Genomic DNA, 17317 nt, shown 5'->3' on the forward strand with positions numbered 1-17317 from the left:
GGGGTCGGGTGGATCACGGACGGGCGGTGGCCGGCGCGGCGGGTTCCGGCACGGGCCGGGCCTGGGGCCGCACCCGCAGCACTGCGAACGCGACCACGCCGACCACCGGGGTCAGCAGGAGCAGGAGCAGGACCGGGCGGTGCCCGCCGGCCTGCCAGACGAAGCCCAGCCCCATCGGCACCACGAGCCGGGCGGAGCTGAGCACGAAGCCGTTGAGCGCCATGAACCCGCTGACGCGGCGGGGCTCCACGTGATCGGCGATGTAGGTGGGCACCACCACCGACGCGATGATCTCGCCGAGCGTCCAGACCACAGTGGACAGCAGCACGGCCGGTAGCGAGAACGCGAACACCAGCACCGCCATCCCCGCCGACCACAGCAGGCCGGCGACGATCAGCAGCGTCCGCGTCGGGTACGCCTTGATCCGCTTCTCGATCAGCAGGCCGGCGCCCACCACGACCACGCTGTTGACGGTGTAGACCGCGCCGACCACCGCCACCGACGACGCCAGCACCTCGGTGACCGCGAGCGGCAGCGTGTACTCCAGGCCGATCAGCGGCGCGACGTAGCAGAACGACACCACCACCAGCACCGCCACGTCCAGGTCCCGCCGCAGCTCGGCCCGCCGCGCGCCGGTCGGCGCGGGCACCGTCGCCGCGTCCCGACCGGTGTCGGCCGGCACGAACAGCCGGATGGTGAGCGCGGCGAGCAGCCCGAGCGCGATGTTGCCGGCGAACATCAGCCCGTACGAGTAGGCCGCGGCCAGGCCGCCCAGCAGCGGCCCGACGCCCATGCCGAGGTTGTTGGCGATGTAGCTGACGGTGTAGGCGAACGGCCGCTGCTCCGGCTCGGCGAGGTCGGCGATCAGCGTGTTGGCCGCCGGCGCGAACATGCCCATCCCGACCAGCGCCACGAACAGCAGCGCCGCGTACGTCCACGGCGGACCGTCCAGCACCGCCAGGCCGAGGTAGCCGACCGCGTTGAGCAGCAGACTGGACACCAGCGCGGCGCGCCGGCCGGCGCGGGCGCAGACCGGGCCGCTGAGCAGGCTTCCGGCGAGCAGGCCGGTGCTGCCCACCGAGATCAGCACCCCGGCCTCGCCGGTGCTCAGCTCCCGGCTGCGCACCAGGTAGACCGCGAGCAGCGGAAAGACGAACATGCCGGCGCGATTGATGAACGAGGCCAGCACCAGCATCCGCAGCGGGCGCGGCAGGGCGCGGAACCGGCTCAGCCACATGACGGCTCCCCGGCCGGCTCGGTGCGCACGACGAAGGCGTCCCGGATGGTCTTGAACCGGGCCCGCACGTCGTCGAAGTCCCGGCCCTCGCAGACGTACCAGCCCAGGACGTCGTTGGAGGCGGTCGGCGGGGCGAGCACGTCGCCAACGCTCTTCCACACGTCCGCGTCGAGCACCGAGTCCAGCGCCCGCAGCTCCTCGGCGGAGGTGATCGCGGTGATCCGGCCGTACCGGTCGGAGCAGAGATATTCAGTGCCGGTCTCCGGGCCCAGCACGGTGGCCGGCACGTGCGTCGGGTCCAGTTCCAGCCGGCACCACTCGCCGGCCAGGTTGATGCCGCGCCCGGCCTCGATCGCCGGGACGATCGAGCCACCGCCGGCCCGGGCGGCCGCCTCGCCGAAGACCACCTCGCCGTCGTCGCGGAGGAAGAACTCGACGTGCGCGACGCCGGTGCGCATGCCGAAGCCGCGCAGGATCTCCGCGTTGGCGGCCAGGATGCGCCGCTCGGGCGGGGTGAGGTCGTGCTTGCGGGAGACGGTGCCGCCCGGCTCGTCGCGGAACTCCAGCACCGAGTAGGTGTAGCGGGACAGCTGCGCGAAGACCACCTCGCCGTCGCGCAGCAGCGAGTCGACGTGGAACTCCGCGCCGCGCACGTACTCCTCCACCCGGTAGTCGTGCCGCGCGTCGGCGACCAGCGGCCAGACCCGGGCCAGGTCGTCGGCCGAGTCGACCCGGTGGGTGTCGCCGCAGGCCCAGCCCGCGTACGGCTTGACCACCACGGGCCAGCCCACCTCGGCGGCGAACTCGGCGACCGCCCTGACGGTGTCGGGCCGACAGGACCGGGCCACCGGCACGCCCAGCTCGGTGGCGCGGCGGTGCATCACGTTCTTGTCCCGGAACGTCAGCGCCTGCTCCGGGTCCAGGCCCGGAATGCCGTGGTCGCGCCGGCACCGCGCCGCGGTGAGCACGTCGCCCTCGAACAGCGGGAAGATCCGCTCGACCGGACGCTCGGCCACGATCCCCGCGACCGCCGCGCGGACGGCCTCCGGGTCGTCCAGGTCGGCCCGGTGACAGGGCAGGCCGGCGGCCTCCGGGGCCGGCTGGTCGGCCGGCAGCAGCACCAGCGTGTCCACGCCCAGGTCGGCGGCGGCGGCGACCACGGCGCGGAACTGGGCGAGGTAGCGCCCGGCGGCGGGCCGGTAGACGACCAGGATCGCCCGGTTCACGACCGGCTCCCCGTGGTGCCGCCGGCCGGGCTGAGCGGGGCGTCGAGGACGAACACCGCGTCCCGGCCGTCCCGGTCCAGCACCGCCCGGGGCCGGGGCGAGCCGGTCAGCTCGCCGAGCGCGTCGTCCAGGCGGGCCAGCGCCGCCTCCACCTCCGCCCGACCGCCCGGGTGGGCCGCCTCGACGGTGAGCAGCAGCCGGCGGCGGCCCAGGTCGGTGCGGACCAGGTGGCCCTGGCGCCAGTTCCAGCGCCGGGAGTGCGCCCGTCCGTCCCCGTCGGCGTAGACGATCTCACCCGGCTCGGGTCGCTCCGGCGCGTCCGGCGCGCCCAGCGGCAGGTAGGTCTCGGCGCCGTCGGCCGGCCGGACGACCAGCTCGGCGATGCCGTCGACCGCGCACGAGGCCACCGGCAGCGCGGTGTCCAGCGAGACCGCGTTGCAGAGGTCGACGAGCGCGTTGATCCGGGGCAGCCGGTCGCCCCGGGCCACCCGGCGGGCGATCGACTCGGCGGCGCACGGGAACCGGTTCGGGTTCACCCCCACCGCCCGGTACGCGGCCCGCCACGCGGCGACGCCCGGCAGCTCCGCCACCCCGGCCTTGTCCAGGTCGGCCCGGTGCAGCGCGTCCTCGGCGGCGGCCAGCAGCGCCGCCACGGCCGGGGAGGCCGGCCCGACCTCGACCGCCGGCACGGCGATCAGGCCGAGGACGTAGTCCGGCACGCTGCTCAGCACCCGGTCGTCGATGCGGACGGCCAACCGGTCGGCGCCGTCGTCGAGCTGGGTCATCGTCATCCTCGTCGGTTCGGTTCACACGGTCGCCCCGACCGTACGGAGCGGAACAGCCACCGGTTGTGGCCAATCCCGGCGGATCCGGTGAGGCCAATCGGGGCGCTCACCGGCGCACGGCGGCCCTCGGCGCGGGCCGGCCCGGCTCACGTCCGGTTCCCCCCTGATCGGGCGGTTCCCGGTCGTCCCCGGCGCGGCTCGGACGCGCGCCGAGCAGCGCGGCGCCCAGCGCCAGCACGCACAGCGCCGCACCGACCGGACCGAGCAGGTCGACGGCGTGCTCGCCGCCGTGCCGCAGCACCCGGTTGCCGAGGAAGCCGCCCAGCGCGATGCCGAGGAACGTGGCCGACGAGTTGAGTGACAGCAGCAGCGGCCCGGAGCCCGGCGCGACCGTGAAGAGCCGGTGCTGCTGGGCCGGCTGGGTCGCCATCGCGGTGAGCCCCCACGCCGCCATGGCCAGCGTGGCCGGCAGCAGCGCCTGCCGGGTCAGCGGCAGCGTGGCCAGCACCAGCGCCAGCCCGGCCACCGAGGCCAGCAGGACCGGCCGGGCGCCCCACCGGTCGGTGGCCCGACCGCCGAGCACCGTGCCGACGACCCCCGGCACGCCGAAGACCAGCAGCAGCACCGCCAGCAGTGTCCCGTCGCCGTCGGTGGCCGGGGCGAGCAGCGCTCCGACGTAGGTCAGCGCCAGGTAGCCCCCGGTCATGAACAGCGCGGTGGTGAGCACCGCCGCGCCGACCCGGCCCTGGCGCAACGGCGCGAGCCGGGCGGCCAGCCCGGGGCCGGCCGGCAGCCGCATCGCCGGCAGCCCGACCGACACCGCCGCCGCGCAGCCGGCGCCGAGCGCGGCGAGCAGCCAGAACGTGGCCTGCCAGCGCAGGTCGGCGGCGAGCCAGGTGCCGAACGGCACGCCCGCCACGGTGGCCGCGGACAGACCGCCGAGCACCACCGCCATGGCCCGGCCACGCCGCTCCGGCGCGGCCAGCGCGGCGGCCGAGGCGGACGCGGCGGGCACGTACAGCGCCGCGCTCACCGCGGTCAGCACCCGCGCGCCGAGCAGCAGCGGCAGGTCCGGGGCGAGCGCCGACGCGACGTTGCCCACTGTGAACCCGGCCAGCGAGAGCAGCAGCACGGTACGGCGCTCCCAGCGGCCGGTGACCGCGCCGAGCACCGGCGCGGCGACCGCGTACGCCAGCGCGAAGACGGTGCTCACCCAGCCGGCCGAGGCGACGCTGACGTCGAGGTCCCGGGCCACCTCGGGCAGCACCCCGGCGACCACGAACGTGTCCGTGCCGATGGCGAACGCGCCGACCGCCAGCAGCGGGACCACCGGGACGACCCGCCGCATCAGGCCACCCCCGCCGGCTGCCGGTCCCGGTACGCGGCGGCGTCCCCGGCGACCACCTCACCGCCCAGCAGCACCAGTTCGATCGCCTCCGGCCGGCCCAGCACGGTGATGTCCTGCGCCGGGTCGCCGTCGGTGACCACCAGGTCGGCCAGCCGGCCCGGCTGCACCGTGCCGGCCTCGTCGCCCCGCCCGGCCAGCCGCGCGCCGTTGGCGGTGGCCCAGGTCAGCACCGTGGGTGCCGGGATGCCGGCCATGCTCACGTAGGTCTCCAGTTCCTCGGCGTAGCGGCCGTGCGGGGTCCAGGCGAAGCCGAAGTCGTCGCCGGCCACGATCGGGATGCCCATCTGGACCATCAGCGGCAGGATCCGCAGCGTGTTCTCCACCTCGGCCTCGAACTCCAGCGTCTCCAGGTATTCCGGCGTCTTGCCGTGCGCGGTGCCGGTGGTGAGCAGCCGGTGCGGCTGGTGCAGGCTCGGCACCACGAAGATGCCGCGCTCGGCGATCGCCTCCAGCGCCGCGTCGTCGGCGTACGTGGCGTGGTCGATGACGTCCACCCCGGCGGCGATGGCGTTGCGGATGCCGCCCAGCCCGCGCGAGTGCGCCCGGATCCGCACCCCGCGCTCGTGCGCCGCGCGGGCCGCGACCACCAGCTCCTCGGCGGTGAACAGCAGCTCGTGCGAGCGGCCGTTGGGGAACGTGTCGTCCCCGGTGGAGAACACCTTGATGATCTCCGCGCCCTGGTCGACCTCGGTGTTGACGTAGTCGACGAGTTCCTCCGGGGTGTCGGCCAGCCGCATCAGGTCGGTCGGGATCCGCTGCTTGACCGCCGGGTTCCGGCGCTCCGGCGGGCCGGACACCATCAGGTCCCGGCTGCACGGGGTGATCCGCGGGCCGGGCAGCCGGCCGGACTCGATCGCCCGCCGCAGCGCCATGTCGATGCCGGCCACCGAGCCGGCGCCGACGAACGCGGTGTAGCCCAGCCGGAGCATCGCCGCCGCGTTCGCCGCCGCGCCGAGCGTCACCTCCGGGACGGTGTGCTTGAACAGCGTCTCCCGGCCGTCGAGCACGTTCAGGTAGGCGATGTGGGTGTGGCCGAGCGTCATGCCCGGCATCACCGTCCGGCCGTCCAGGTCGAGCACGTCCACACCGGGGTCGTGCAGCGGCGCCTGCGCCTCGGGCAGCACCGCGACGATCCGCTCGCCGTCGAGCAGCACGCTGTGGTGGGGTCGGGACGCCACGCCCAGTCCCTCCTGGACGGTGGCGCGGTGCAGCAACGTACGTCGGGACACGGTGGTCACTCCGATTCTCGAAGGGGTTCAGCGGTGGCCGAAGAGCAGCCAGACGATCTCCGCGCCGGGGCGGCGGACCACCCAGCGCAGCGCGTGCCGGCGTACCCCCGGGGCGTTGGTCACGGCGAGGTCGGCGTCGCCGGCGGCGAGCAGTTCGGCGGCGTGCTGGGTGGAGTCCGCGTCGACCCACCGCACCGGGCGGTCCGCCAGCGTGGGCGGCGCCAGGTCGCCGAAGATCCGCCGGACCTCCCAGAGCGCGGCCACCGTCACCTCGTCGGCGCCGTCGGGCGTGCCGTCCGCGCGGGCGGCGATGCCGTACTCCGGGGTGGCCTGCGCGAAGTACGCGTCCAGCCGCAGGTCCCGGTGCCAGTGGAAGCGGGTCGCGCCCTGGTAGGCGCTGGGTACCAGCGCCTGGTCGACCCGGCGGTCCACCAGCGCGCCGAGCACCGCGTCGAACGTGTCGCACAGCTCGATCCGCAGCGCGTGCCGCTCGGCGAGGAACGCGGCGGTCAGGTGGCTGGACGTGCCGGGCGGACCGAGCGTCGCCACCGCCGTGCCGGGGTGGCTGGCCCACTGGTCCACCACGGCCCGCCACCGCCGCCCGTACGCCCCGGCGAGCGGCCCGGGCAGCGCGGGGACCGGCTCGGCGGCGGCGGTGTCAGGTGTCGTAGCCACGCCTGCCCGCCATCCGCTGCGCCACCCGGGTCTCGTGGTCGTCGGCGACCCGCCGGTCCACGATCCGGGCGGCCTTCCAGCTCACGAACGCGCCGGTGCTGACGATCGGGTCCAGCCCGTCGCTCAGCTCCACCTCGACCGGCACGCCGAGCGCGTCGGTGGCGCGCTCGCGCACCCCGGCGGCCACCCGGGCCGGGTCGTCGACCAGGTCCTTGAGCAGTTCCAGCCGGATCGTCAGCCGGTCGCCGCCGGTGCCCGGGTCGTGGTCGATCACCACCTGGTAGCCGGCCGAGCCGGTGACGCCGGTCAGCACCGCGCTCTCGATCTGGCCGGCGGTGCGCCGCCGGCCGCCCAGCTCGATCCGGTCCAGCGTCCGGCCGACGATCTGCACCAGGTCGCCGGGCAGCTCGCAGTCGCAGTCCGACGCGCCGACCACCACCGCGTCACCGGTGCGGTAGCGGATCAGCGGCTTCACCCCGTCGACGAGCATGGTGACGGTCAGCTCGCCGCTGCCGCGCGGGCCGTGCGACGCGCCGGTCTCCGGATCGACCACCTCGATCAGGTAGTTGGTCTGGGACAGGTGCATCCGCTTGTTGCGGCAGGCGGTGGCGATGACGAACGCCTCCTGCGACCCGTAGAGGATGTTGTAGACGTCCGCGCCCCACACCGACTCCAGGTTGTGCGCCAGCGCCGGCGTGCACATCTCCCCGGTGACGAACAGCAGCTTGACCCCGAAGTCCTCACGCAGCCGGTAGCCGTGGTGCTCGGCGGCCTTGGCCAGCGTCAGCGCCACCCCGGGCGTGCAGCAGACGACCTCCAGGGCCAGGTCCTTCATCAGTTGCAGCGCCTTGGCGAAGCCGATCACCGGCGAGTACGGCCAGATCTTGGCGTTCATCGCGCCGACGTTGCGGGCGACGTCGCCGAGCGTGTCGCCGAACGAGTGCACCTCGGTCGGACCCATCAGCCCCACCCGGGGCACGTGGTCGCCGAAGTGGTGCCGGAAGATCGACGCCCAGGACTCGGTGACGTGGGCGTTGCTGGCCACCACCTCCCGGCCGTCGCGGGGGCACGGGGTGGCGGGGCCGGTCGTGCCGGTGGTCTCGTAGAAGAAGACGGCCTCGGCCAGCGGCCGGCTGAGCACGTCCAGCATCTCCTCACGCAGGTGCGCCTTCGTGGTGAACGGCAACGTGTCGAGGGTGGCCGGCGTGACCGAGGCGAGGTCGATGCCGGCCAGGTGCCGGGCGTAGAACGGCGAGCCGGTCGCGACCTGGTCGAGTACCCGCCGCAGTTGCCGGCGCCGCCAGGAGTCGAGCTGCTCGGCGGTGAGCGTGCGGTCGAAGAAGGCGCGGTGCAGGGTCAGGTAGTCGGCGGCGAAGCCGGCCGCCGGGCCGGTGGTCGGGAGCCACATGGTCGGGGTCCTTTCGGGTGTGGCGCGGGTCAGTGCAGGCCGCCGTCGACGTCCAGCACGGCGGCCGTCACGTAGCTGCTGGCCGGGTCGGCCAGCCAGGCGACGGCCGCGGCGATCTCGTCCGGCGTGCCGAAGCGGCCGACTGGGATCCGGGCCCGGTAGTCGTCGCGGCGCGCGGCCGGGACGCGGTCGGCCATCGGCGTCTCGACCAGCCCCGGCGCCACCGCGTTGACCCGGATCCGGTGCGCGGCGAGCGCCCGGCCGAGGCTGCGGGTCAGCGCGATCACCGCGCCCTTGGAGGCGCCGTACGCGGCGTCCGGGCTGCCGGAGCGGCCGCTGATCGACGCGACGTTCACCACCGTGCCGGGGCGGCCGGCGGCGACCAGCGCCCGCGCGTACGCCAGGGTGCCGAAGAACGTCGCGCCGAGGTTGACGTCGAGCACCTCGGCGTACGTCTTCGCGTCGTAGTCGAGGAAGTCGCGGGCCAGGTAGACGCCCGCGTTGTTCACCAGCACGTCGGGCAGGCCGTGGCGGTCGCGCACGTCGGCGACGACCCGCTCCACCCGCTCCGGCACGGCCAGGTCGGCGACCAGCGTCACGTACGCCGACGGGTCGGCGGCCGGTTCGCGGTCGACGCTGACCACCCGGTGCCCGGCGCGGGTCAGCGCGGCGGTGACGGCCCGGCCGATGCCACCGGCGCCGCCGGTGACCACGGCGAGCGGGGTCGGGGAGTCGGTCATGACGGTCCTCCGCCGCTCAGCCCGCGACCGGCGCCGGCGCGCCGCGCAGGAAGGTGTCGAACAGCCGCAGCCCGTCCTGGGTCATCACGCTCTCCGGGTGGAACTGCACCCCCTCCACGGCCAGCGTGCGGTGGCGCACCCCCATCACGTAGCCGTCGTCGGTGGCGCGGGCGGTGACCTCCAGCGCCGGCGGCGCCGGGTCGGCGACGATCAGCGAGTGGTAGCGGGTGACGGTCAGCGGCGCCGGCGCCCCGGCGAACACACCCCGGCCGTCGTGGGTGACCTCGCTGGTCTTGCCGTGCATGAGGTGCCGGGCGACCGCGACCGTGCCGCCGTAGGCCAGGCCGATCGCCTGGTGGCCGAGGCAGACGCCGAGCAGCGGCACCCGACCGGCGAACGTGTGCACCAGCTCGACGTGCCCGGAGTCGGCCGGGTGGCCCGGGCCGGGGCCGAGCACCACCGCGTCCGGGCGCAGCGCGACGAGCTGCTCGTGGGTGCGGGAACGGGACCGGACCACCACGGTCGCCGCGCCGAGCGTCCGCAGGTACTGGTCGATGATGTGGGTGAAGCTGTCGTACGCGTCGACGAGCAGGACCTTCACGGCAGCAGCTCCTCGCCGGTCAGCGCCCAGTAGGCGGCGCTCATCTTGGCCAGCGTCTCCCGCCACTCGGCCGCCGGCGTGGAGTCGGCGACGACGCCGGCGGAGGCCTGGGTGTGGTAGCGGTGCCCGTCGTGCACGGCGGTGCGGATGCAGAGCGCCAGCACCGCGAACCCGCGCACGTCGACCAGCCCGATCGCGCCGGCGTAGATGCCCCGGGGCTCGTCCTCCAGCCCGTCGATGATCTCCATGGCCCGTAGCTTCGGCGCACCGGTCATGGTGCCGGCCGGGAACGCGGCGCAGACCGCCGCCCACACGTCCGCGCCGTCGTCGAGCCGGCCGGAGACGGTGGAGACCAGGTGGTGCACGTAGGCGAACGGCTCGACGTCGAGCATCGCGTCGACCGACAGCGTGCCCGGCTCGCAGACCCGGCCGATGTCGTTGCGGCACAGGTCGACCAGCATCACGTGCTCGGCCCGCTCCTTCTCGCTGGCGAGCAGCTCGTCGACCCGGCGACGGTCGGTCTCCGGGTCGGCCGCGCGCGCGGCGGTGCCGGCGATCGGGCGCATCGACAGCCGGTCGCCGTCGATGCGCAGGAACAGCTCCGGGCTGGCCCCGATCACGGTCCGCCCGGCCCAGGGCGCCAGGTACATGTACGGCGACGGGTTGCGGTGCCGCAGCCGCCGGTAGACCTGCGCCGGGGTGAGGTCGGTCTCCACCTCGATGCGGTGACCGATCTGGATCTGGTAGCTGTCGCCCACCTCGATGTGCCGCAGGCACCGCCGTACCCGCCGGGCGAACGTCTCCTCGTCGAGGTTGTCCTGAACCCGGGCCGGTGCCGGCGCGGCCGGCACCTCCGGCTCCCGGTCGGGCCGCCCGGCGAGCAGTCGCGCCACCGGCGGGGTGTCCTCCGGCGGCAGGTGCGGGCCGGCGGCGGAGAGCTGGTCGACGGTGCCGGCCCGCAGGTCCCACCAGACGGTGTGCCGGAACAGCGTCAGCGCGCACCGGGGGAGGTCGTCGACCGTCCGGTCGAGGGAGAGTTCGTCCATGTCGCGGGCCGCCTCGTAGGCCAGCGTCGTCAGGAAACCGAAGGCGAAGCGGTCGGTCGGCACCGTCGTGGAGACCGCGAAGGCCCGCTGCACGGCGCGGACCACGGCCCACAGCCGCGCCGGGCCGGGCACGACCCAGGTGTACGTCGTCGCGTCGCGCGGCACGGGCGGGCCGAGGATCGCGGTGACGACGGCGCGCAGCGCGCCGCCGAGCGGGCCGGTGGCGGTCAGCTCGCACCGGTCGGCCAGGAACCGCAGTTCGGCGAGCCGGCCCCAGCCCACGGCCGCCGCCTGCCGGTCGCGTGCCGGGCCGTCGAGGCTTTCGAAGAGGTACACGTCCTCCGGGGTGTGCTTTTCCGTCAAGACGGTGTAAAGGGATAACGGATCGACGGACGGCAGTGTGATAGACGTCACGGAAATCGGAATGGTGTCCGGTGGTGGCGTACGTCTCCCCGCCATTGTTCGGTGATGCGCGGTTTGTGCGCTCACCGTGGTCGACAATGAGGACACTGTGGAACCCCCCTCTGAGCAGCCCGCTCCCCGCAACGCCTGCCGGGCAGGGTGGCGTTCGTGACAGATCGGACTTCCCCCGTTGGAAAGGGCGCGCGACCACCCCCGCCCCCTGCGGGGAAACGGTTGCGGGCCCGGGAAACACTTTCGCCAAGTGCGGATCCCGCTGTCCATACCACTTCGGCTGACCGGGAGGGGACCACTCGGTGTGGCATCTGAGTCTGTCAATGGAAAGTGATACGCGCGAAACATTGGCGGCGCAGCTCCGCAACGCTTTGCGCCGGCAGATCGACCAGGGCGCGCTGCGCCCCGGCACCCGGGTTCCGTCCAGCCGGCAGCTCGCCAAGGACCTCGGCGTGTCCCGTACCGTGGTCGTCGAGGCGTACGAGCAGCTCTGCGCCGAGGGATACCTCACCTCCCAGCGGGGCTCCGGCACCTCCGTCGCGGACGCCGCGCCCGCCGAGGTCGGCTCCGCGCTCACCACCGACGAGACGCCCACGCCCGAGGTGTGGGACCTGCGCGCCGGCGGCACCGACGTCTCCGCGTTCCCACGCCAGGACTGGATCCGCAGCGTCAGCGCGGTCGTCCGCGCCGCCGGCCCCCGGGAGCTGGGCTACGCCCCGCCGTCCGGCCTGCCGCCGGTGCGCCGCACGCTCGCCGGCTACCTCGGCCGGGTCCGGGGCGTGCGCGTCCGGCCCGAACACCTCATGGTCACCTCCGGGTTCGCCCAGGGACTCGCCCTGCTCTGCCGGGTGCTGCGCGACCAGGGGCACGACGCGGTGGGCGTGGAGGACCCGGGCCACCCGGGGGAGTGGGCGTTCATCGCCGACGCCGGGCTGCGCCCGGTGGCCGTGCCGGTGGACCGGCACGGCATCCGCGTCGACGACCTCGCCGCCACCGGCGTCCGGGCGGTGCTGACCACCCCGGCCAGTCAGTTCCCGACCGGGGCGGCGCTCAGCCCGCAGCGCCGCGAGCACCTGCTCGCCTGGGCCCGCGCGGTCGACGGCTACGTCGTCGAGGACGACTTCGACGCCGCGTTCGTGGCCCCGGCGCAGCGCATGCCCGCGCTGCAGAGCCTCGCCCCGGACCGGGTGGTCTACGCGGGCAGCGCCAGCAAGGTCCTCGCGCCCGCGCTGCGGCTCGGTTGGCTGGCCGCCCCGCCCGGGCTGGCCGCCTCGATCGAGCGCGTCCGCGCCGGCTGGGACATCGGCTGCTCCGGGCTGGACCAGCTCGCGTTCGCCCGGCTGGTCGACAGCGGCGCGTTCGACCGGCACCTGCGCCGGCTACGGGCCGAGTTCCAGCGCCGCCGCCAGGCGGTGCACCAGCACGTCGCCCGCCACCTGCCCGGCGCGTCACCGCTCAGTGGCGACGGCGGCCTGCAGACCTATCTGGTGCTGCCCCGGTGGTGCGCCGAGGAGTCGATGGTGGAGGCCGCCCGCCGCCGGTCCGTGCTGGTCCGCGGCGGCCGGTTCCACGCCCTGCGCCACGACGACCGGCCGCCCGCGCTGGTGCTCGGCTACGCCGGTGTGCGCGGCTCCGACCTGGGCCGGGGCCTGGCCGGCCTGGCCACCGCCTACCGCGACCTGACCCCCTGACCCCTCCCTCCCCGCCGTCCCCGCCGTCGGCGTTGACCAAGGAGTTCGCGTCTCGGGTCGGCGTCCCGACCGACGCAAACTCCTTGATCGCCCGCGGGGCGCGGGGTGGGCGGATGAACCGCCTCGCAGCTCTGCTGTCACGAATCCCGGTGGACTGGCGGGAGCGACGGTCGGAGACTGTGGCGATGGAGCCGACCGAGACCGCGCTGATCGTCGCCGTGCCCGAGACCGAGCGGGCCGTGGGACACCTTCGATCCACCCTGGACCGCGCGGCCGGCTGGGGAGTGCCCGCTCATGTGACCGTGCTCTACCCGTTCCTGCCCCCGGACCGGATCACCGACGACGTGCTCGCCACGCTGGGCCGGATCTTCGAAGCCACACCGCGGTTCGACATCTCGTTCCCGGAGGTCAAGTGGTTCGGAGACGCCGTGGTCTGGCTCTCGCCGCAGCCGGATGACGGGTTGCGCCGCCTCACCGCGGCCGTGTGGCAGCGGTTCCCCGAGGCCCCGCCGTATGCCGGGGCCCATGCCGACGTCGTACCGCACCTGACCATCGGCCATGACGCCCCGAAGCACGTTCTGGCCGAAGCCGCCGAGGCCGTCGCGGGCCATCTGCCCATCCGCGCCACCGTCGACGCGGTCCAGCTCATCGCCGGGGCGCCGGAACCCGACTCCTGGCACCCGCTGCGCGAGTTCCGGCTCGGCACCGCATAGCGCCGCGCTGAGGTGTCCGCCGCCTCGGACGGCCTACCGCTGCGCGCCGGCAGGTGCGCGCACGGGTCGAGTGGTGGCGACAGTCCGCTCACCCCGCGGGCCGGACATCGACGCGTGCCACGTTCACCGAGGTGGGAACGGGGGAGCGGCTTGACAACGCGATCGCAGGTTAGGTTAGCCTTACCTGTGTGACGAGCAGAACGGTCCGGGCCGACGGCCTGTCGGGCAGCCGGTTGCGGCTGGGTTACCACGGCGCGACGGTGGTGCACGACGCCGCCATCACGCTGCGGCCGGCCGCCGTGACCGCGCTGGTCGGCCCGAACGGCAGCGGCAAGTCCACGCTGCTGCGCGGGCTGGCCCGCCTGCACCCGCTGGAGCACGGCGAGGTCGTGCTCGCCGACGGCACCCCGGCCCGGGCGCTGTCCCCCCGGGACTTCGCCCGCCGGGTCACGCTGCTGGCGCAGAGCCGCCCCACTCCGAGCGGGGTCACCGTCCGGGACGTGGTCGGCTACGGCCGGCACCCGTACCGCGGGCGGTGGCGGGCCGGCGACCCGGACGGCCCGGCCGCGGTCGAGCGCGCCATGGCGGTCACCGGCGTCGAGGCGATGGCCGACCGACCGGTCGACGAGCTGTCCGGCGGCGAGCTGCAACGCGTCTGGCTCGCCACCTGCCTGGCCCAGGACACCTCGGTCCTGCTGCTGGACGAACCCACCACGTTCCTCGACCTGCGCTACCAGGTGGAGATCCTCGACCTGGTGCGCGACCTCGCCGACACCGCCGACGTCGCCGTCGGCGTGGTGCTGCACGACCTCAACCAGGCCGCCGCCGTCGCCGACCACGTCGTGCTCCTGCACTCCGGCCGGGTCCGCGGCAGCGGCGCCCCGCGCGAGGTGCTCACCGAGGCGGCGCTCACCGAGGCGTACGGCATCCGCGTCGAGGTGACCGTCGACCCGGCCACCGGCCTGCTCTCCACCCGTCCCGTCGGCCGGCACACCAGCCGTGCCACCGCCTGAACCCGTTCCTGCCACAGAAGAGAAGCCGATGTTGCGTACCCGTCTGACCCTGCTGGCCGCCGCGGCGACCGCGCTGCTGATCGCCGGCTGCGGCACCACCGAGACGCCCGCCGCCGCCCCGTCCGCCTCCGACGCCGCCGCCACCGGCCCGGTCACCGTCACCGACAGCCGGGGCAAGGCGATCACCCTGAAGAGCCCGGCCACCAAGGTCGTCGGCCTGGAGTGGGGTGAGGTCGAGATGCTGGTCGGCCTCGGCGTGATGCCGGTCGGCGTGGCCGACCCCAAGGGCTACGCCACCTGGGTCACCGCCGCCCCGCTCGACGCGAGCGTCAAGGACGTCGGCACCCGGGGCGAGCCGAGCGTCGACGCCGTCGTCGCGCTCCAGCCCGACCTGGTGGTGATGGAGGCCGAGCGCGGCTCCGCCATCGTCACCCAGCTGGAGAAGTACGTGCCGGTGCTGGTCACCGAGGGCAGCGACGCGGCCGACAACATCGGCCGGATGCGCTCCGACCTCACCATGATCGCCACTGCCACCGGCCGTACCGCCCAGGCGGAGAAGCTGCTCGCCGACTTCGACGCCGTCCTCGCCGACGGCCGCAGGAAGATCGCCGAGGCCGGGGCGGCCGGCCGGCAGTTCGCCTTCGCCGACGGCTGGAAGGAGGGCAGCACCGTCTCCATCCGGATGTTCGGCCAGGGCGCGCTCGTCTCCCAGCTCGGCATCCAGCTCGGCCTCAAGAACGCCTGGACCGGCAAGACCGACGCGATGTGGGGCCTGGGCCAGACCGACGTCGAGGGACTGACCGTCCTCAAGGGCCAGGACCTGCACTTCTTCTACAACGCCTCGGACGGGCAGGACGTCTTCGCCGACGGGCTGGCGGGCAACGCGATCTGGCGCTCGCTGCCGTTCGTGCAGCAGAACAAGCTGCACAAGATGCCCGACGGCATCTGGACCTTCGGCGGCCCGCTCTCCGCCCGGCAGTACGTCGACCAGCTCGTCACGGTCTACACGGCTTGAGCCAGACGATCGCCCCGCCGGGGCCGGCCACCCGGCCGGCCCCGCTCGGGCCACCGCCCGCCCGCCGCCGGGTCGCCGGCGCGTTCCTGCTCGCCGCCGCGCTGCTCGTCGCCGTCACCGCCGTGCACCTCACCCAGGGCACCTCCTCGGTGGGGGCGGCCGACCTGCTCCGGCTGCTCACCGGCGCCGACGACGAGACCGCCCGGGTGCTGGTCGCCTCCCGGCTGCCCCGCCTGCTCACCGGCCTGACCGTCGGCGTCGCGCTCGGCTTCGCCGGCGCGGCGTTGCAGTCGACCACCCGCAACCCGCTCGCCTCACCCGACACGCTCGCCGTCAACGCCGGCGCGCACCTGGCGATCGTCGCCACCGCCGCGTTCGGGATCGCCCTTCCGGCGCTGCCCGCCGGCGGGCTCGCGTTCTGCGGTGGCCTCGCCGCCGCCGGCCTGGTGATGCTGCTGTCCGCCGGCGGCCGGTCCGCGACGACCCGGCTGATCCTCGCCGGCTCGGCCACCGCGATGGCCCTCGCCTCGCTCACCATGCTGCTCCTGCTGCTCTTCGAGCAGGCCACCATCGGCCTGTTCGCCTGGGGCAACGGCTCCCTCGTGCAGGGCGACCTGGTCGCGTTCACCCAGCTCGCCCCGGTGGTCGGCGTCGCCGCGCTGGTGCTCGTGGCGCTCGGCCGCCGGCTGGACCTGCTCGCCCTCGGCGACGACACCGCCACCGTGCTCGGGCTCGACGTGCGCCGGACCCGGCTCACCGTGGTGCTGCTCGCCGTCCTGCTCTCCGCCGCCGCGGTCACCCTGGCCGGGCCGATCGGCTTCGTCGGGCTCGGCGCGCCGGTGATCGTCCGGCTGCTCGGCCGGTGGGTGCCCGAGGTGCACCGGCACCGGGTGCTGCTGCCGCTGTCCGGCATGGTCGGCGTGGTCGTGGTGCTCGGCTCCGACGTGCTGCTGCGGGCCGTGCTCGGCGGGCAGGCCGGCGTCGACGTGCCGACCGGCGTGGTCACCACGCTCTTCGGCGCGGTGCTGCTGGTCTGGCTGGCCCGCCGGCACCGCGACGCCGGGCCCACCCGGCAACCTCCGGGCGGTCACGCGGCCGTGCGCTCCCGCGCCTTCCACGTCGCCGTCGTCACCGTCTGCGCGGTGGCGGCCGGCACGGCCCTGGTGGTGGGCATGCTGGCCGGGGACACCGGGGTGCTGCTCGGCGACATCGTCAACTGGGTGCGGGGTCGCACCGGGCCGGCGTACACCTTCGTGCTGGACGCCCGGTGGCCGCGCGTCGCGGCGGCGCTGCTGGCCGGCGCCGCGCTCGCGCTGGCCGGCACCACCGTGCAGGCGGTGTGCCGCAACCCGTTGGCCGAGCCGGGCATCCTCGGCATCACCGGCGGGGCCGGCATCGGCGCGGTCTCGCTGCTGACGTTCGCCCCGACGGCCGGGGTGGCCGCGCTCTCCGGTGCCGCCGGTCTCGGCGCGGTCGCCGCGTTCGCGCTGGTCTACGGGCTGGCCCGGCACGGCGGCCTCAACTCCGACCGGCTCGTGCTGATCGGCTTCGCGGTCTGGCAGGGCGGCGCCGCGGTGATCACCTTCATCGTGGTGTCCTCCGACCCGTGGAACACCGGCAAGGCGTTGACCTGGCTGTCCGGCTCCACCTACGGGCGCACCGCGTCGCAGGTGCTGCCGGTGGCGGTCGCGCTGCTGGTCGCCGTCCCGGTGGTGGCCGGGATCCGCCGCGAACTCGACCTGCTCGCGCTGGACGACGACACGCCCCGGGTGCTCGGGGTCCGGTTGGAGCGCGCCCGGCTGGTCGCGCTCGGCCTGGCCGCGCTGCTCACCGCCACCGCCGTGTCGGCGGTCGGCGTGATCGGCTTCGTCGGCCTGGTCGCGCCGCACGCCGCCCGGGCGCTGGTCGGCGGCCGGCACGCCCGCGTGCTGCCGGTGGCGGTGCTGCTCGGCGCGACGCTGGTCAGCCTCGCCGACACGCTCGGCCGCACCGTCGTCGCACCCGCGCAGATCCCCGCCGGCCTGGTCACCGCGCTGGTCGGCACCCCCTACTTCGTCTGGCTGCTGTGGCGCTCCCGCGCCGCCCGTTGAGCACACCCCGCTATCGCGAGAGGACA

Annotated in this window: 15 protein-coding genes; 5 read left to right on the forward strand and 10 right to left on the reverse strand. The window is 74.9% G+C overall.

Features of this window, described 5'->3' with window-relative positions; translation table 11 throughout:
• Nucleotides 1-13: 13 nt before the first annotated feature.
• The 10 genes from GA0070622_RS15240 to GA0070622_RS15285 form a co-directional block, all read right to left on the reverse strand.
• On the reverse strand, nt 14-1237 hold the full coding sequence (locus GA0070622_RS15240) for an MFS transporter (protein WP_091573904.1): 1224 nt from the start codon (nt 1235-1237) through the stop codon (nt 14-16).
• Nucleotides 1228-2463, reverse strand: coding sequence for an ATP-grasp domain-containing protein (locus GA0070622_RS15245; RefSeq protein WP_091573905.1), 1236 nt, complete (start codon nt 2461-2463; stop codon nt 1228-1230). Before GA0070622_RS15245 ends, GA0070622_RS15240 begins: the two co-directional genes overlap by 10 nt.
• Nucleotides 2460-3248, reverse strand: coding sequence for a B3/B4 domain-containing protein (locus GA0070622_RS15250; protein ID WP_091573906.1), 789 nt, complete (start codon nt 3246-3248; stop codon nt 2460-2462). The genes GA0070622_RS15245 and GA0070622_RS15250 overlap by 4 nt, the downstream gene beginning before the upstream one ends.
• Nucleotides 3249-3354: 106 nt before the next feature.
• Nucleotides 3355-4596: an MFS transporter gene (locus tag GA0070622_RS15255; RefSeq protein WP_091573907.1), complete on the reverse strand. Its 1242-nt coding sequence runs from the start codon at nt 4594-4596 to the stop codon at nt 3355-3357.
• The gene (locus GA0070622_RS15260; protein WP_091573908.1) at nt 4596-5894 is read right to left on the reverse strand and encodes an amidohydrolase family protein; all 1299 of its coding nucleotides are present in this window, start codon (nt 5892-5894) and stop codon (nt 4596-4598) included. The genes GA0070622_RS15255 and GA0070622_RS15260 overlap by 1 nt, the downstream gene beginning before the upstream one ends.
• A gap of 18 nt (nt 5895-5912) precedes the next feature.
• On the reverse strand, nt 5913-6560 hold the full coding sequence (locus GA0070622_RS15265; RefSeq protein ID WP_091573909.1) for a prephenate dehydratase: 648 nt from the start codon (nt 6558-6560) through the stop codon (nt 5913-5915).
• The gene (locus GA0070622_RS15270; protein ID WP_091573910.1) at nt 6544-7968 is read right to left on the reverse strand and encodes a phenylacetate--CoA ligase family protein; all 1425 of its coding nucleotides are present in this window, start codon (nt 7966-7968) and stop codon (nt 6544-6546) included. The genes GA0070622_RS15265 and GA0070622_RS15270 overlap by 17 nt, the downstream gene beginning before the upstream one ends.
• A 29-nt stretch (nt 7969-7997) precedes the next feature.
• Nucleotides 7998-8708, reverse strand: coding sequence for an SDR family NAD(P)-dependent oxidoreductase (locus tag GA0070622_RS15275; RefSeq protein WP_091573911.1), 711 nt, complete (start codon nt 8706-8708; stop codon nt 7998-8000).
• A 16-nt stretch (nt 8709-8724) separates the two neighbouring features.
• A complete protein-coding gene (locus tag GA0070622_RS15280) occupies nt 8725-9309 on the reverse strand; it encodes an anthranilate synthase component II (RefSeq protein WP_091573912.1) in 585 nt (194 codons plus the stop codon).
• Nucleotides 9306-10691, reverse strand: a complete 1386-nt coding sequence (locus tag GA0070622_RS15285) for an anthranilate synthase component I family protein (RefSeq protein WP_245666315.1) — start codon at nt 10689-10691, stop codon at nt 9306-9308. The genes GA0070622_RS15280 and GA0070622_RS15285 overlap by 4 nt, the downstream gene beginning before the upstream one ends.
• Before the next feature lie 425 nt (nt 10692-11116).
• On the opposite strand from GA0070622_RS15285, the gene pdxR reads away from it, so the two are divergent.
• The 5 genes from pdxR (at nt 11117) to GA0070622_RS15310 (ending at nt 17291) form a co-directional block, all read left to right on the forward strand.
• Nucleotides 11117-12460: a MocR-like pyridoxine biosynthesis transcription factor PdxR gene (gene pdxR, locus GA0070622_RS15290; protein WP_245666317.1), complete on the forward strand. Its 1344-nt coding sequence runs from the start codon at nt 11117-11119 to the stop codon at nt 12458-12460.
• Nucleotides 12461-12645: 185 nt separating this feature from the next.
• Nucleotides 12646-13173 carry a 2'-5' RNA ligase family protein gene (locus GA0070622_RS15295; RefSeq protein WP_091573915.1) on the forward strand — a complete coding sequence of 176 codons (528 nt, stop codon included), beginning with the start codon at nt 12646-12648 and terminating at the stop codon, nt 13171-13173.
• Between the two features lie 188 nt (nt 13174-13361).
• Entirely contained in the window at nt 13362-14186 is an 825-nt protein-coding gene (locus tag GA0070622_RS15300) for an ABC transporter ATP-binding protein (protein ID WP_091573916.1), read from the forward strand.
• Nucleotides 14187-14214: 28 nt separating this feature from the next.
• The gene (locus GA0070622_RS15305) at nt 14215-15201 is read left to right on the forward strand and encodes an ABC transporter substrate-binding protein (RefSeq protein ID WP_091573917.1); all 987 of its coding nucleotides are present in this window, start codon (nt 14215-14217) and stop codon (nt 15199-15201) included.
• Nucleotides 15198-17291, forward strand: a complete 2094-nt coding sequence (locus GA0070622_RS15310) for an iron ABC transporter permease (RefSeq protein ID WP_176710494.1) — start codon at nt 15198-15200, stop codon at nt 17289-17291. Before GA0070622_RS15305 ends, GA0070622_RS15310 begins: the two co-directional genes overlap by 4 nt.
• The last annotated feature ends 26 nt before the right edge of the window (nt 17292-17317 follow it).

It is taken from the genome of Micromonospora sediminicola, assembly GCF_900089585.1.
Taxonomy (GTDB): Bacteria; Actinomycetota; Actinomycetes; order Mycobacteriales; family Micromonosporaceae; genus Micromonospora; species Micromonospora sediminicola.

Bases quoted from the DNA above. Each gene is read 5' to 3' on its own strand.
- GA0070622_RS15240 (WP_091573904.1), bottom strand. From the start codon at position 1,237: ATGTGGCTGAGCCGGTTCCGCGCCCTGCCGCGCCCGCTGCGGATGCTG.
- GA0070622_RS15275 (WP_091573911.1), bottom strand. From the start codon at position 8,708: ATGACCGACTCCCCGACCCCGCTCGCCGTGGTCACCGGCGGCGCCGGT.
- GA0070622_RS15255 (WP_091573907.1), bottom strand. From the start codon at position 4,596: ATGCGGCGGGTCGTCCCGGTGGTCCCGCTGCTGGCGGTCGGCGCGTTC.
- GA0070622_RS15295 (WP_091573915.1), top strand. From the start codon at position 12,646: ATGGAGCCGACCGAGACCGCGCTGATCGTCGCCGTGCCCGAGACCGAG.
- GA0070622_RS15270 (WP_091573910.1), bottom strand. From the start codon at position 7,968: ATGTGGCTCCCGACCACCGGCCCGGCGGCCGGCTTCGCCGCCGACTAC.
- GA0070622_RS15305 (WP_091573917.1), top strand. From the start codon at position 14,215: ATGTTGCGTACCCGTCTGACCCTGCTGGCCGCCGCGGCGACCGCGCTG.
- GA0070622_RS15250 (WP_091573906.1), bottom strand. From the start codon at position 3,248: ATGACCCAGCTCGACGACGGCGCCGACCGGTTGGCCGTCCGCATCGAC.